The sequence below is a fragment of the Nocardioides sp. BGA-UO-ETr-FS32 genome (assembly GCF_059567905.1).
Window position 1 is genome coordinate 239,612 of the sequence record NZ_JCAQOX010000013.1, and the last position, 14,531, is coordinate 254,142.

Here is a 14,531-nt window from a genome sequence, read left to right on the forward strand (position 1 = left end):
TCAGCTGGCGTCGTACCGCTGGGCCGTCAGGGCCCGGGCGATCTCGGCGCGCGCCTCACCGACGTAGCGCTGCGCCTGCTTGGGCGCGGTGTTGTCGGCGAGCCACTCGTCGAGGCGGGCGAGCGTGGCCTCCGAGCCGAGGGGCGTGGGGAAGCCGTACTCGAGGATCGTCGACGCCTTGTGGAAGCCCAGCACGTCGACGAGCGTCTCCGAGGCGGTCAGGAACTTCTCGAGGTAGGGCTCGATGACGTCCTCCTGGCCGAACCGGAAGATCGAGAACGCGATCTCGCGCGAGGTCTCGTTGGGCGTGGCCGGGTCGACGAGCGCGTCCCAGGCGGCGGCCTTGGCCTCCGCCGTCGGCTGGGCGGCGCGGGCGGCTGCGGCCTGCTCCTGGCCGGAGATCGTCCTGTCGACCTCGAGCTCGGCGTCGATCTCCGCGTCACCGAAGCGACCCTTCTTGGCGAGGGCGGTGATCAGCGCCCAGCGCATGTCCTGGTCGATCGCGAGACCCTCGACCGTGAACGACCCGTCGAGGAGGCCGATGAGGTCGCCGAGCGCCGCGTCGCTGTGCGCGGCGCCGGCGTAGGACCGGGCGAAGGTGAGCTGGTGGTCGCTGCCGGGCTCGGCGGCGAGCAGGAGCTCGCGCAGACCCGTCTCCCAGCGCGCCTTCAGCTCCGGACGGTGGGCGGGGTCGGAGTAGAAGTTGATCGCAAGGGCGGTCGACGCCGGGATCCGGGTCACCGCCCACGCGTCGGTCTCCGCGCCGATGTTGGCGAGCACGAGGTCCGCCCAGTCGCGGGTGCGCATCTCGCCGTCGCGGGTCATGTCCCACGCCGCACCCCACACGAGCGCTCGCGGCAGCGAGTCCTCGAAGGTCGACAGCGCCGAGATCGCGGTGGCCATGGACCGCGCGTCGAGGCGGATCTTGGCGTAGGCATGGTCCTCGTCGTTGAGCAGCAGCAGGTCGGGCTGCTTGACGCCCGCCAGCTCGGGCACCTCGGTGCGGGCGCCCTCGACGTCGATCTCGAGGTAGTCGCGACGGACCAGGGAGCCCTGACCGTTCCCGTCGGACACAGCGTCGTAGAGACCGATGCCGAGGCGGTGGCGCCGCAGGGTCGGCCAGTCCTCGTGGGCCGTCTGCTGGACGGAGAACGACGAGTAGGCACCCTCGCCGTCGAGCTCGAAGGCGGGGGCGAGGGTGTTGACGCCGGCGGTCTGCAGCCACTCCTGCGCCCAGCCCTGGAGCTCGCGGCCCGACGCCTTCTCCAGCGTGGCGAGCAGGTCCTTGAACTCGGGGTTCGCGTACTCCCACTCCTTGAAGTAGGCGCGCAGGCCCTCGAGGAACGGGTCGATGCCCACCCACGCGACGAGCTGCTTGAGCACCGAGGCGCCCTTGGCGTAGGTGATCATGTCGAAGTTGACCTCGACGGCGTGCAGGTCGACGTTGTCGGCCGCGATCGGGTGCGTCGAGGGCAGCTGGTCGGCGCGGTAGCCGGTCTGCTTGCGGGCGTTGGCGAAGCCGGTCCAGGCGTCGTCGAACTCCGTGGCGTTGGCCTCGCACCAGTAGCAGGCCCACTCGGCGAACGACTCGTTGAGCCAGAGGTCGTCCCACCACTTCATCGTGACGAGGTCGCCGAACCACATGTGGGCCATCTCGTGGGTGATGACCGAGGCGCGGAACTCGAAGAACGAGCGCGGCTGGCGGCTGCGAGGGAGGTACTCGTCGCGCAGCGTCACGCAGCCGGCGTTCTCCATCGCCCCGGCGTTGTACTCGGGGACGTAGAGCTGGTCGTACTTGCCGAACGGGTAGGGGTAGTCGAACTGCTCCTCGAACCACGCGAAGCTCTGCTTGGTGAGCTTGACGAGCTCGGCCGTGTCCATGTGCTCCTTGAGCGACTGGCGGCAGTAGTGGCCGAGCGGGATGGTGCCGAACTTGCCCTCGTAGGTGTCGAGCTCGCCGTGGTACTCGCCGGCGACGATCGCGGTGATGTAGGTCGACATCCGCTTGGTCGTCGGGAAGCTCCACAGCGACGCACCGTCGCCCGCGTCCGTCGGCTCGGGGGTGGCGGCGTTGGAGACCACGACCCAGTGCGACGGGGCGGTGACGTTGAAGGTGAAGACGGCCTTGAGGTCGGGCTGCTCGAAGGTGGTGAAGACGCGGCGGGCGTCGGGCACCTCGAACTGGCTGTAGAGGTAGACCTTGTCGTCGGCCGGGTCGACGAAGCGGTGCAGGCCCTCGCCGGTGTTGGAGAACGCGCAGTCGGCGGTGACGACGAGCGTGTTGGTCGCCTCGAGGTCGTCGAGCGCGATGCGGCTGTCGGCGTACGCCGTGGCGGGGTCGAGGCTGCGGCCGTTGAGCGTGATCTCGCGGACGGTCGGGGCGACCAGGTCGGCGAACGTGCTGGCGCCGGGCTCGCGGCAGGTGAACTCCAGCGTGGTGGTGGAGACGAAGGTGGTCTCCTCGGGTCGGGTGGCTGACGTGAGGTCCAGGTCGACGGTGTACGCCGAGACGTCCAGGAGCGCGGCGCGGGTGGCGGCCTCGTCCCGGGTGAGGTTGGTTCCAGGCATGCGGGCATCCTGCCACCGCGGTTGTGGCCCGGCCCACACCGGTGGGGAATACGTGGACGAGGAGAGGGATTGTGGTGGACATGGCCACCGCTGACCTCTGGTTCGACCCGCTCTGCCCCTTCGCCTGGATCACTTCGCGCTGGATCCGCGAGGTCGAGCAGGTCCGCGACATCGACGTGCAGTGGCACGTGATGTCGCTGGCCTACCTCAACAAGGACAAGGACATCCCGGCCGACTACCGCGAGATGCTCCAGGGCACCGAGAAGCCGGTCCGGGTGGCGATCCGGATCGCCGAGCTCTACGACAACAAGACCCTCGGCGACTGGTACACCGCGATCGGCACCCGGCGCCACAACAACGGCGAGGAGCTGTCGAAGGAGACGGTCGCTGCGTCGCTGGCCGACGTCGGCCTGCCGGCCGAGCTGATCGAGGCCTGGGACGACGCGTCCCTCGACGAGGCCGTCGCCAAGAGCCACCACGAGGGGATGGACGCCGTCGGTGACGACGTCGGGACCCCGACCATCCACATCAACGGCTCGGCGTTCTTCGGTCCGGTGCTGTCGAAGATCCCGCGCGGCGAGGAGGCCGGCGAGCTGTGGGACGGTGCCGTCGCCGTCGCGAAGTTCCCCTACTTCTACGAGCTCAAGCGCTCGCGTACGGGCGACCTCGACTTCAGCTGACGCCGGGGTCGGCCGTGCGCACCGCGCGGTCGGCCAGCTCGGCCCCCGCTGCGTCGTACAGGCCGACGACCGCCGCCCGCTCCACGAGCTGGGCGACCTCCTCGTCGTAGCGCGTCACCGCGGTGACCGAGCCCCCGAACCCGCCGCGCTGCAGCTGCTCGAGCGCGGCGAGGTTGCTGCCGTGGAACGGCATCGCGAGGAGGACCAGCCGCACGGTGCCCTCGTCCCGGACCCGGGCCCAGAAGAGGGGGTCCGTGGCGTCGCCCTCGACCACGTGCAGCCCCTCGGCGGTCAGGTCCCCGGCTCGCGCGGCGTCGGAGTCGACGCCGGTGACGCGCAGGCCGTAGCCCTCGACGAGCCTGGTGCTGGCGGCCCGTCCCAGTCGTCCCATCCCCAGCACGAGCGCGTCAGCACTCCGCAGGTCGACGGGACGCTCCTCCGGGTGCAGGCGTCCGGGGTCCGGGACCCGGCGAGAGGCCGCGGACGACACGCCCTCGACCGCGGCACTGGTCACCGACGCGGCGACGAAGCTCAACGCGACCGCCGTCGAGACCACGACCAGCCACTCGGGGTCCAGGGCGCCGGCCGAGGCCGCCGCCACGACGACGATGAGGGCGAACTCCGAGAAGCTCGCGAGCGAGACGGCAGCTCGGGTGGCTGTCCGTACCCGGAAGCCGCACGCCCGCAGCAGCAGCACGAAGAGGACGGCCTTCAGCGGCACCAGCGCCGCGAGCGCCACGGCCAGCGCGATGCCGGACGCGTCGGGTGCGCCGTGCAGGCCGACCGACAGGAAGAACGCGACGAGGAGCAGCTCCTTGACGGAGAAGACGGACTTGGCCACCTCCTCCGCCCGCGGCGAGGGCGCGAGCAGGACTCCGATCGCGAGGGCTCCGAGGTCTCCCTTCAACCCGGCAGCGTCGAACAGGGCGTAGCCGGGGACCAGTGCGAGGGCGACGCCGACGAGCGTGAGCAGCTCGCCGTGGTCGAGCCGGGCGAGCATCCGGCGTGCCGGCCACGAGGCGGGCACCAGGAGCAGGAGCAGTGGCGCCCACCACCGGGGCGCCTCTCCCTCGACGACGGCCAGGACGGCGACGGCGACCAGGTCCTGCACGACCAGGATGCCGATGGTGGTGCGTCCCGGGAGCGATCGCGTGGCGTTCTGCTCCTCGAGGACCTTGACCGCGACCACCGTGCTGGAGAAGGACAGTGCGAGGGCCACCAGCGCCAGCTCGCGGCCCTCGACGTCGGCGAGCAGTCCCACCCCGACGGCTCCAGCGGCCGCGAGCAGGGTCAGCACCAGCACGATGCTCAGGAAGGCGTGCACCGCGCTCACGCCGAGGACCTCGCGGCGTACCAGCACGCGGATGTCGAACTTCAGTCCGATCGCGAACAGCAGCAGCACCACGCCCAGGTCGGCCAGCGTGTCCAGCGCGGGCGTACCGGTCACGCCCAACCCGGCGAGCACGAACCCGGCGAGGAGGAAGCCGACCATGGGCGGCAGTCGCAGTGCATGGGCCAGCAGGCCCCCGGTCACGGCCACCGACAACATGAGCACCAGGTCGATCGACATCCCACCTCCCAGCGACCGGTCGGCGCCACCCTAGGTGCTGCGCGCGGTCGCCGCGGTACCGGCTCGGAACCGGCTCGCGAGCCTCACTAGTCTTGCCCCATGACTCGTGTCCTGTCCGCCGTCGCCTGGCCGTACACCAACGGCCCGCGCCACATCGGCCACGTTGCCGGTTTCGGCGTGCCCTCCGACGTGTTCAGTCGGTTCATGCGGATGGCAGGCCACGACGTCCTGATGGTCAGCGGCACCGACGAGCACGGCACGCCGATCCTGGTGCTCGCCGACAACGAGGGCGTGCCCGCGCGCGAGCTCGTGGACAAGTACAACCAGGTGATCGTCGACGACCTCTGCGGCCTCGGGCTGTCCTACGACCTGTTCACCCGCACGACCACCGGCAACCACTACGCCGTGGTGCAGGAGATGTTCGAGACCTGCCGCCGCAACGGCTACATGGTCGAGGAGACGACGAAGACCGCGATCAGCCCGTCCACCGGCCGTACGCTCCCGGACCGCTACATCGAGGGCACCTGCCCGATCTGCAAGTATGCCGGCGCGCGCGGCGACCAGTGCGACAACTGCGGCAACCAGCTCGACCCGACCGACCTGATCGAGCCGAAGTCGAGGATCAACGGGGAGACGCCGCAGTTCATCGACACCCAGCACTGGTTCCTCGACCTGCCCGCGCTCGCCGACGCGCTGGGGGAGTGGCTCGACCAGCGCGAGGCCACCGGCCTGTGGCGCCCCAACGTCATCAAGTTCAGCCAGAACATCCTCAAGGAGATCCGGCCGCGCGCGATGACGCGCGACATCGACTGGGGCATCCCGGTCCCCGGCTGGGAGGACCAGCCGACGAAGCGCCTCTACGTCTGGTTCGACGCCGTCATCGGCTATCTCTCCGCCTCGATCGAGTGGGCCCGTCGGCTCGCCGAGAAGGAGGGGACCAGCCCCGAGAAGTGGCGTGAGTGGTGGAACCCGACGGCCGACGGTGAGGTGGCGGAGTCCTACTACTTCATGGGCAAGGACAACATCGTCTTCCACTCCCAGATCTGGCCGGCCGAGCTCCTGGCCTACAACGGGGAGGGCGCCAAGGGCGGCGAGCCCGGCACCTTCGGCACCCTCAACCTGCCGACCGAGGTGGTCTCCAGCGAGTTCCTGACCTTCGGCGACTCCCAGTTCTCCACCAGCAGGGGCAACGTCATCTACGTCGGCGACTTCCTGGCCCGCTACGGCCCCGACCCGCTGCGCTACTACATCTGCGCCGCGGGGCCGGAGACCTCCGACGCCGCCTTCACCTGGGCCGACTTCGTCACCCGCAACAACTCCGAGCTGGTGGCCGGCTGGGGCAACCTGGTCAACCGCACCGCGACGATGATCGCGAAGAACTTCGGCGAGATCCCGGCGGCCGGGACGCTCGAGGAGGTCGACGAGCAGGTGCTCGCGACCGTCCGCGGCGGCTTCGACACCGTGGGCGGCCTCGTCGAGAAGCACCGGCTGCGCGCCGCGATCGCCGAGGCGATGCGCGTCGTCGGCGAGGTGAACAAGTACCTCACCGTCACCGAGCCCTACAAGATGAAGGACGAGTCGCAGCGCGAGCGCCTCGGCACCGTCCTCCACGTCGCGGCCCAGTGCGTGAGCGACTGCAACACGCTCCTGTCCCCGTTCCTCCCGCACTCGGCCAACAAGGTGCACGCGGTGCTGGGCGGCGAGGGCGAGTTCATGCCGATGCCGCGCATCGAGCAGGTCGACGAGCTCGAGCCCGACAACGGCGCCGGCCACACGTCCTACTCGATCATCACCGGCGAGTACACCGCGACCCCCGCCTGGGAGTCGCGGCCGGTCACCGTCGGTGCGAAGGTCGACAAGCCGACGCCGGTCTTCACCAAGCTCGACCCCTCGGTGGTCGAGGAGGAGCTCGCCCGCGCGGTGGCTGACTAGGCTCGGCACATGTCCGCCGGAAGCACTGCCGAGATGTACCTGCCCCACTTCGTGGTGAAGCAGAAGCTCACCCTGATGGTGAACCGCTACGAGGTCTCCGAGTCCGACGAGGCCGGGAACCCGACGCGGCTGATGGCGCTCGCCGAGCAGAAGCGGATGGCCTTCAAGGAGCAGGTCACGTTCTTCTCCGACGCGAGCAAGGCGCGTCCCGTCTTCGGCTTCAAGGCCCGCAAGAAGCTCGACCTCAACGCCGGCTACGACATCACCGACGAGTCCGGCGCTCAGATCGGGTTCTTCCGCAAGGACTTCGGCGCCTCGCTGCTGCGCTCCACCTTCCACATCGAGGGCCCGGGCTACACCGGCACCGGCCAGGAGCGCAACCAGGTCGTCGGGCTGCTGCGCCGTTTCGCCGACCTCGACTTCATCCCGATCCACTTCGACTTCGTCGACTCCGCGGGCAGCCCGCTCTTCTCCGTCGAGCGCAAGATGTCGTTCGGCGACCGCTACCGCGTCACCGTCCCGGACCAGCGGGTCGACTTCCGCGTGGCGGCCGCCGTCGCAGTGGCACTCGACGCACTCATGTCCCGCTAGCCCCAGGAGGTCGTCATGCAGGTCGCAGTCCTCGGCACCGGAATGGTCGGTGTCACGATCGCCCCGCGACTCGCCGAGCTCGGCCACGTCGTACGCCTCGGCACCCGGGACCCGGCGACGACCCGGGCACGCGAGGGGTGGAGCGAGCTGCCCGGCGTCGAGCTGTGCACGTTCGCCGAGGCGACGGCGGGCGCTGACCTCGTCGTGCACGCCGGCAACGGCGCGAGTGCGCTCGACCTGCTCGCGCAGGCCGGCGACCTGGCGGGCGTCGTGCTCCTCGACATCTCCAACCCGCTCGACTTCTCCGCCGGGTTCCCGCCGACGATGAGCGTCAAGGACACCGACTCGCTGGGGGAGCAGGTCCAGCGGGCCTTCCCCGACGCGCGCGTGGTCAAGTCGCTCAACACCCTGACGGCCGAGCTGATGGCCCACCCCGACCGTCTGCCCGAGCCGACGAGCGTCTTCGTCAGCGGCGACGACGCCGACGCGAAGCGCCTCGTCGCCGGGGTGCTGGCCGAGCTGGGCCACCGCGACGTGATCGACCTCGGCGGCATCGAGACCTCGCGCGGCGTGGAGATGTGGCTGCCGCTGTGGCTGCGCCTGATGGGGTCTCTGGGCACGGCCGAGTTCAACCTCAAGGTGGTGCGGGCGACGTGATGTACCCGGAGGTCCGTGCCGCGGTCGCAGCCGACACCAGCCCCGACCTCCGCGCGCCGGGCTTCGACCTCGCCGGCCACCGCGAGAAGGTGCGCCGGTTCAACCTGCGCCAGCCCCGCGAGGACGTCGCCTCGGTCGAGGACCTCGATGCCGACGGCGTGCCGTGCCGGTTGTTCACACCCGAGGACCCGCTTCCCGGGTTGGTCGTGCACGCCCACGGCGGCGGCTTCGTCCTCAACGACGTCGACGTCCACGACGGCATCTGCCGGCGGATGGCCAACCGGGGCCGGCGCGCGGTGCTGAGTGTGGAGTACCGCCGTCCACCCGAGGACCCGTTCCCCGCGGCCCCCGACGACCTGGACACCGTCGTGCGCTGGCTGCGCGACGGCCACGGACCGCAGGGGCCGTACGCCGCCCACGGCGACTCCGCCGGCGGCAACCTCGCACTGGTCGCGGCGCTGCGCAACCCCGGTTTCTTCCACGCCGTCGCCCTCGTCTACCCGTTCCTCGACCCGCGCACCAGCTTCCCGTCCTGGGAGGTGGGGGCCGCGACGGGCTTCGACCCCGCCGAGGCGACCTGGTACTGGCAGCAGTACGCCCGCAGCGAGGCCGACTGGGACGACCCCGACCTCGCGCCACTGCTGTCCGACCGGCTGCACACGCTCCCGCCGACCTTCGTCGCGACCGCGGAGGCCGATCCGCTGTGCGACGAGGGCGAGGAGCTCGCGCGGCGCATCGCCGAGGCGGGGGTCGAGACGGTCGGCATCCGCTGCCTCGGCCAGACCCACGGCTTCTGGCGGCACGCGCAGTTCACCGCGTCCGAGCCGCTGGTCCGGCAGGTGGCGGGCTGGCTCGACCAGCACCTCGCGTGAGCTGACGCGACCGCCCGGACCGGCGGGGGAGGCGTCCGTCCGCTCTGCCAAACTCATCCCATGCGCGTTCACCTCGGCTCCGACCATGCCGGCCTCGACCTGAAGGACCACCTGGTCACCTGGCTGGTCGACCAGGGCTACGAGATCGTCGACCACGGTCCCTTCGTCTACGACGCCCTCGACGACTACCCGTGCTTCTGCCTCCGAGCAGCAGAGGGAGTCGCCGCCGACCGGGCCGAGGGGCTGGACAGCCTCGGCGTCGTGATCGGCGGCTCGGGCAACGGCGAGCAGATCGCGGCCAACAAGGTCGAGGGCATCCGCTGCGCGCTGGCCTGGTCCGAGGAGACCGCCGCGCTCGCGCGCGAGCACAACGACGCCAACGTCGTCTCCGTCGGCGGCCGGATGCACTCGCTGGAGGAGATGACCCGCTTCGTCGAGGTGTTCCTGACCACCCCGTTCTCCGGCGACGAGCGCCACGTGCGCCGCATCGGCCAGCTGACGACCTACGACGAGACCCAGGAGCTCCCCCCGCTGCCCGAGTCGGCCCTTCGCGGCCCGGATGCCTGAGGGGCACACCCTCCGCAAGCTGGCTGACGACCTCGCCGCTGCGTTCGCCGGTCGTGCCGTACGGGTGACCTCGCCGCAGGGGCGCTTCGCCGCCGACGCGGAGCAGGTCGACGGCTCGCGCCTCGTCGGCGCGGAGTCCGCCGGCAAGCACCTCTTCGTCGAGCTCGAGGGCGAGCGCTTCATCCACGTCCACCTCGGCCTGATCGGACGCTTCGACGTGCACGTCCTCGACGCGGGCGGGCACGAGGTGCCGGCCCCGGTCGGAGCCGTACGCCTGCGCCTGGTCACGGTCGCGGTCCCGAGCGGGGCGGACGACCCGCGCCCCCCGGCGTACGCCGACCTGCGCGGCGCGATCCTGTGCGACCTCATCGGTCCGGCCAAGCGGGAGCAGGTGCTCGCTCGGCTCGGCCCGGACCCGCTCCGCGCCGACGCGGACCCCGACCTGGCCTGGCGGCGGATCTCGAGGAGCCCTCGCGCGATCGGCGACCTGCTGATGGACCAGAAGGTCCTCGCGGGGGTCGGCAACGTCTACCGCGCCGAGGTGCTGTTCCGGCACCGCATCCACCCGCTGCGCCCGGGCAACACCCTCCGCGTCAGCCAGTGGCAGGCGATGTGGGCCGACCTCGTCGAGCTCATGGCCGAGGGCGTGCGCACCGGCCGCATCGACACGGTGCGCCCCGAGCACACCCCGGAGGCGATGGGTCGCGAGCCCCGCCGCGACGACCACGGGGGCGAGGTCTACGTCTACCGCCGCACCTCGATGCCGTGCCTGGTCTGCACCAGCACCGTCCGCACAGGTGAGCTCGTGGGGCGCAACATCTTCTGGTGTCCGCAATGCCAACCGAAGTTCCGCTCGCGGGCCGTACGATCTCCGAGCAAGGGGCCTGGTGCAGTGGGAGGAGCTCGGTCGTGAGTTCTCCATCGCTGGGCGCAGCCGTGGGACGGGTCGTCCCACGGGGATCGCGCGTGCTCGTGCTGCTCGTGGTCGCGACCGTCCTGATCGGCCTGGCCATCTGGCAGTTCGACGAGAGCATGCCGCTCGTGACCCTGCTCGTGCCGCTCGTCGTGTCGAGCCTCGTGCTCGGCCCCCGGCAGCTGCCGTGGTTCGTCGTGTTCGTGCTGCTGGTGCTCGCGCTCGTCGTGCCCACCCAGGACGACATCTCGGTCCGCATCGCCCTCACCGTGGTGATCATCTTCGGCCTGGGCTTCATGGTGCTGATGTCCTCGTTCCGGCGTTCGCGCCTCGGCGTCGCGGGCATCCAGGGCGAGATGATGTTCGTCGACCTGCGCGACCGGATCCTGAGCCAGGGCGGGATTCCGGACCTCCCCGACGAGTGGTACGCCGCCTCCGAGCTGCGGTCGGCCGGCGGAACGCCTTTCGCGGGGGACTTCGTCGTCGCCTCTCGGGTCGAGGGTCGCCTCGAGGTGGCGGTGGTCGACGTCTCCGGCAAGGGCCAGGGCGCGGGCACCCGGGCGCTGCTCCTCTGCGGGGCGATCGGCGGGCTGCTGAGCGCACTGCCGCCGAGCGAGTTCCTGGCCGGCGCCAACCGGTTCCTGCTCCAGCAGGACTGGGACGAGGGCTTCGCGACCGCGATCCACCTCTCCCTCGACCTCGAGACCGGCCACTTCGACGTCCGCAGCGCCGGCCACCCGCCCGCCGCGCTCCGCCACGCCGGCTCGGGGCGCTGGGAGGTCCTGGAGTCCGAGGGGCCGATCCTGGGCCTCATCGACGGCGCCGACTTCCCCGCGACGTCGGGGGAGATGCGCCACGGCGACGCCCTGCTGCTCTACACCGACGGCATGGTCGAGACGCGCAACCGCGACATCGCCCTGGGCATCGACCGGATGCTCGGCCAGGCCGAGCGACTGCTGCGGGGGGAGTTCGAGGGCGGGGCCACCCGGCTCGTCGAGGCGCTCGGCTCCCGCAACGACGACCGCGCGCTGCTGCTCGTCCACCGCCGCTGACCCCGCGCGAGCCGGTTGCGGCGCGCGCTCCCAGGTGTGGCACCATGACACCCGCACGAGGCAGCGCACCCCGCCCGAGAGGTTCTTCGGGGGCCCACGGGGGCGGAGCCCCGTGTATGCGGATGTAGCTCAATGGTAGAGCCCCAGTCTTCCAAACTGGCTACGCGGGTTCGATTCCCGTCATCCGCTCCAAGCTGGCTCCCGCGCCTTGGCCTCGAGGCGCGCAGGGCCCGTTTGGCGGGGCGTAGCGTAGTGGCTAGCGCGCCTGCTTTGGGAGCAGGAGACCGCAGGTTCGAGTCCTGTCGCCCCGACCCACCTGTCCCTCCCGTGACCTCCTGTCCCAGGGCTTGCGGCACGGTGTGGGCGTGATTCGGCGTGTGCCCACGGCGTCGATAGACTCATCGGGTTTGCGGTCGCCGGGCGCGTGCCCGGGCGCTGCCGCACGTCACCCCACGACCATCAGCATCAGGAGACATTTGTGAAGAGCGCCGTCGAGACCTTGAGCCCGACCCGGGCCAAGCTGACCGTCGAGGTGCCCTTCGAGGAGCTCAAGCCGAGCCTCGACGCGGCGTACCAGAAGATCGCGAAGCAGATCAACGTCCCGGGCTTCCGCCGCGGCAAGGTCCCGCCGGCGGTCATCGACCGCCAGATCGGTCGCGGCCCGGTCCTCGACGAGGCGATCAACGCCGTCGTCCCGCAGCAGTACATGGCTGCCCTGCAGGAGCACGACCTCGAGCCCCTCGCCCAGCCGGAGATCGAGGTGACGAAGTTCGAGGACAACGAGTCCCTCGAGTTCACCGCCGAGGTCGACGTGAAGCCCGACTTCGAGCTGCCCGCCTACGACGGCCTCGAGGCCAGCGTGGACGACGTCGAGATCTCCGACGCCGACGTCGAGGAGCAGGTCGAGGCGCTGCGTGAGCGCTTCGGCACCCTGGTCCCCGTCGAGCGCGCGGCCGCCGACGGCGACTTCGTGACGATCGACCTCCTCGCGGCCAGGGACGGCGAGACCGTCGAGGGCGGCGAGGTCACCGGCATGTCCTACAAGGTCGGCCGCGGCGGCATGATCGACGGCCTCGACGAGGCGCTCGCCGGCATGTCCGCCGGTGAGGAGAAGACCTTCGACTCCGAGCTCGTCGGTGGCGACCTGGTCGGCGAGCCGGTCCAGGTGACCGTCAAGGTCTCCGCCGTGCAGGAGCAGCAGCTGCCCGAGTACGACGACGAGTTCGCCCAGCTCGCCTCCGAGTTCGACACCGCCGAGGAGCTCACCGCTGACGTGCGCGAGCGCCTGGGTCGCGGCAAGCGCCTCGAGCAGGCCGCCGCCGCCCGCGACGCCGTCCTCGAGGCCCTGCTGGAGAAGGTCGAGATCCCCCTGCCCGAGGTCATGGTGACCGACGAGCTCAACGCCCGCCGCGCCAACGTCGAGCAGCAGCTCGGCTTCGCCGGCATCACCATGGACAAGTACCTCGAGGACGAGGGCCAGACCCAGGAGGAGTTCGAGGCCGACCTCGAGCGCCGGGTCCGCGACGCCGTCGCCGCCCAGTTCATCCTCGACAAGATCGCCAAGAAGGAGGAGTTCGGCATCGACCAGGCCGAGCTCTCCGAGCACCTCGTGCGGCGCGCCCAGCAGTCCGGCCAGGACCCGCAGGAGTTCGCCAACCACATGTTCGAGCACAACCACATCCCCGAGCTCGTGCAGGAGATCCTGCGCGGCAAGGCGCTCGCGACGATCGTGGAGGCCGCGACCGTCAAGGACGCCTCGGGCAACGTGGTCGAGCTGAAGAACCTGCGCCCCGACGGCACCATCGGCGAGCCCGTCGACGAGGCCCCCGCGGACGCCGATGCTGCCGAGGAGACCGCGGAGGACTCCGAGAAGGCCTGACCAGCACCACGCGCGACGGCGCCCGTTCCTCCGGGGGCGGGCGCCGTTCGTCGTCCCTGCGGCTCCTCAGGTGTCGGTGGCGGCGAGGACGCCGAGGGAGTAGCGGGCGATCGCGGCCCGCTGCCGCGACCAGTGGTCGAGGGCGGCGTCGTCGGGGCTGCCCAGCATCTCCAGCGGCAGGCTCGGCAGGCCGTTGAACAGCGCGAGGCACACGGCGTGGCTGCGCCGGACCTCGGCCAGGGGGACGTCGAGGCCCTCGTCCGCGAGGCCCGCGGCGTACGCCTCGACGCAGGCGGCGGCACGCCCGGGCAGGTCGTCGGCGTCCTCCCGCCCGATCTGGATGTCGCCGACGAGGAGCTGCGACAGGTCGAAGCCGACCGGCTGCCGACGCCAGAAGCCGAAGTCGATGAGGGTGAACCCCGGGTCACCCTCGCGACGCAGCAGGTTGTTGGGGCAGGCGTCGCCGTGGGCGGCGAGGTGGCGCGACGTGGCGAACTCTCGGGCCAGGACGTCGAGGTGGCGCGCCGTCGCCTCCAGGCCGCTGCGGAGCTCGCCGAAGTGCTCGGCCACGCACGGGTGCGCCCAGGTCGCCTCGTCGTACAGGCCCGGGAGGACGGTGTAGGCGAGCCGTCCGGCGACGAAGTCGTCGATGTGCCACGGCTGCGGGTCGATGCCGGCGAGGGGTGCGACGGCCGGACTCGCGGAGAGCCGCCCGAGCAGGCGCGCCGCTCGTACGCTGTCGTCGGGGCTCCAGCCGACCGGGTCGGTCTCGACGGCCTCGATCCACACGACCGCCGTCTGGTCCGGCCGCTCCTCCACCCGGAGCCCGCGCGGCATCTCCAGTCCGTCGGGCAGCCGGTCGGCGAGGTCCGACGCGTAGAGGAGGGGCTCGGCGCGCCACGGCACCGAGGCCGCCGCCCACTCGCCGATCTCGGGCGGCACGCCGGCGAACGCGGGGGAGTGGCGCCAGTTGTGCACGCGCTTGACGAACAGGGTGAAGCCACGCGGCCCGTGGCCGGCATCGGCGTGGCCGCGCACCCACGTGCGGGCTCCGGTCAGGATCGACGGCACGTCGTACGCCACGGGCTCCGCGCTCGAGTCGAGCAGGTCCACCGTGTCGACTCCCCAGAGGTCCGCCACCATCGCGGCAAGCTCGGCGTCGCTCACGTCGTCGGCTCCGAGCACCTCACGCCGGTCCGTTCCCGACGACGGCGTGAAAGTTGCTTTCATGAACAGAAAAGGTAAGTTGC

The 14,531-nt window shown here is 71.1% G+C and carries 12 protein-coding genes and 2 tRNA genes; 11 read left to right on the forward strand and 3 right to left on the reverse strand.

The window, feature by feature from the left end; genetic code table 11:
• The gene (gene pepN, locus AC57BS_RS06355) at window positions 1-2,568 is read right to left on the reverse strand and encodes an aminopeptidase N (RefSeq protein ID WP_496410600.1); all 2,568 of its coding nucleotides are present in this window, start codon (window positions 2,566-2,568) and stop codon (window positions 1-3) included.
• Window positions 2,569-2,648: 80 nt separating this feature from the next.
• On the opposite strand from pepN, the gene AC57BS_RS06360 reads away from it, so the two are divergent.
• Window positions 2,649-3,248, forward strand: a complete 600-nt coding sequence (locus AC57BS_RS06360) for a mycothiol-dependent nitroreductase Rv2466c family protein (RefSeq protein ID WP_496410601.1) — start codon at window positions 2,649-2,651, stop codon at window positions 3,246-3,248.
• Here AC57BS_RS06360 and AC57BS_RS06365 read toward each other — a convergent pair.
• The gene (locus tag AC57BS_RS06365) at window positions 3,241-4,818 is read right to left on the reverse strand and encodes a cation:proton antiporter domain-containing protein (protein ID WP_496410602.1); all 1,578 of its coding nucleotides are present in this window, start codon (window positions 4,816-4,818) and stop codon (window positions 3,241-3,243) included. The genes AC57BS_RS06360 and AC57BS_RS06365 overlap by 8 nt on opposite strands.
• Window positions 4,819-4,917: 99 nt before the next feature.
• Between AC57BS_RS06365 and metG the strand changes: the two genes are divergently transcribed.
• The 10 genes from metG to tig all read left to right on the forward strand — a co-directional run bounded on the left by metG (window position 4,918) and on the right by tig (window position 13,281).
• The gene (gene metG / locus AC57BS_RS06370) at window positions 4,918-6,750 is read left to right on the forward strand and encodes a methionine--tRNA ligase (protein WP_496410603.1); all 1,833 of its coding nucleotides are present in this window, start codon (window positions 4,918-4,920) and stop codon (window positions 6,748-6,750) included.
• A 9-nt stretch (window positions 6,751-6,759) separates the two neighbouring features.
• Entirely contained in the window at window positions 6,760-7,341 is a 582-nt protein-coding gene (locus AC57BS_RS06375; protein ID WP_496410604.1) for an LURP-one-related family protein, read from the forward strand.
• 15 nt (window positions 7,342-7,356) lie between these two features.
• Entirely contained in the window at window positions 7,357-7,998 is a 642-nt protein-coding gene (locus AC57BS_RS06380) for an NADPH-dependent F420 reductase (RefSeq protein WP_496410605.1), read from the forward strand.
• Window positions 7,998-8,870 carry an alpha/beta hydrolase gene (locus tag AC57BS_RS06385; protein WP_496411252.1) on the forward strand — a complete coding sequence of 291 codons (873 nt, stop codon included), beginning with the start codon at window positions 7,998-8,000 and terminating at the stop codon, window positions 8,868-8,870. Before AC57BS_RS06380 ends, AC57BS_RS06385 begins: the two co-directional genes overlap by 1 nt.
• A gap of 60 nt (window positions 8,871-8,930) precedes the next feature.
• On the forward strand, window positions 8,931-9,437 hold the full coding sequence (locus tag AC57BS_RS06390) for a ribose-5-phosphate isomerase (RefSeq protein WP_496410606.1): 507 nt from the start codon (window positions 8,931-8,933) through the stop codon (window positions 9,435-9,437).
• Window positions 9,430-10,350, forward strand: a complete 921-nt coding sequence (locus tag AC57BS_RS06395) for an Fpg/Nei family DNA glycosylase (protein ID WP_496410607.1) — start codon at window positions 9,430-9,432, stop codon at window positions 10,348-10,350. The genes AC57BS_RS06390 and AC57BS_RS06395 overlap by 8 nt, the downstream gene beginning before the upstream one ends.
• On the forward strand, window positions 10,347-11,402 hold the full coding sequence (locus AC57BS_RS06400) for a PP2C family protein-serine/threonine phosphatase (RefSeq protein WP_496410608.1): 1,056 nt from the start codon (window positions 10,347-10,349) through the stop codon (window positions 11,400-11,402). Before AC57BS_RS06395 ends, AC57BS_RS06400 begins: the two co-directional genes overlap by 4 nt.
• Before the next feature lie 118 nt (window positions 11,403-11,520).
• Window positions 11,521-11,594 (forward strand) — tRNA-Gly (locus AC57BS_RS06405).
• A 46-nt stretch (window positions 11,595-11,640) separates the two neighbouring features.
• A tRNA-Pro gene (locus tag AC57BS_RS06410) sits at window positions 11,641-11,713 on the forward strand.
• Window positions 11,714-11,880: 167 nt separating this feature from the next.
• Window positions 11,881-13,281, forward strand: a complete 1,401-nt coding sequence (gene tig / locus AC57BS_RS06415) for a trigger factor (RefSeq protein ID WP_496410609.1) — start codon at window positions 11,881-11,883, stop codon at window positions 13,279-13,281.
• Between the two features lie 66 nt (window positions 13,282-13,347).
• Here tig and AC57BS_RS06420 read toward each other — a convergent pair whose 3' ends face one another.
• Window positions 13,348-14,511 (reverse strand): phosphotransferase, encoded by a 1,164-nt coding sequence (locus AC57BS_RS06420; protein ID WP_496410610.1) that lies wholly within the window; start codon window positions 14,509-14,511, stop codon window positions 13,348-13,350.
• Window positions 14,512-14,531 lie beyond the last annotated feature (20 nt).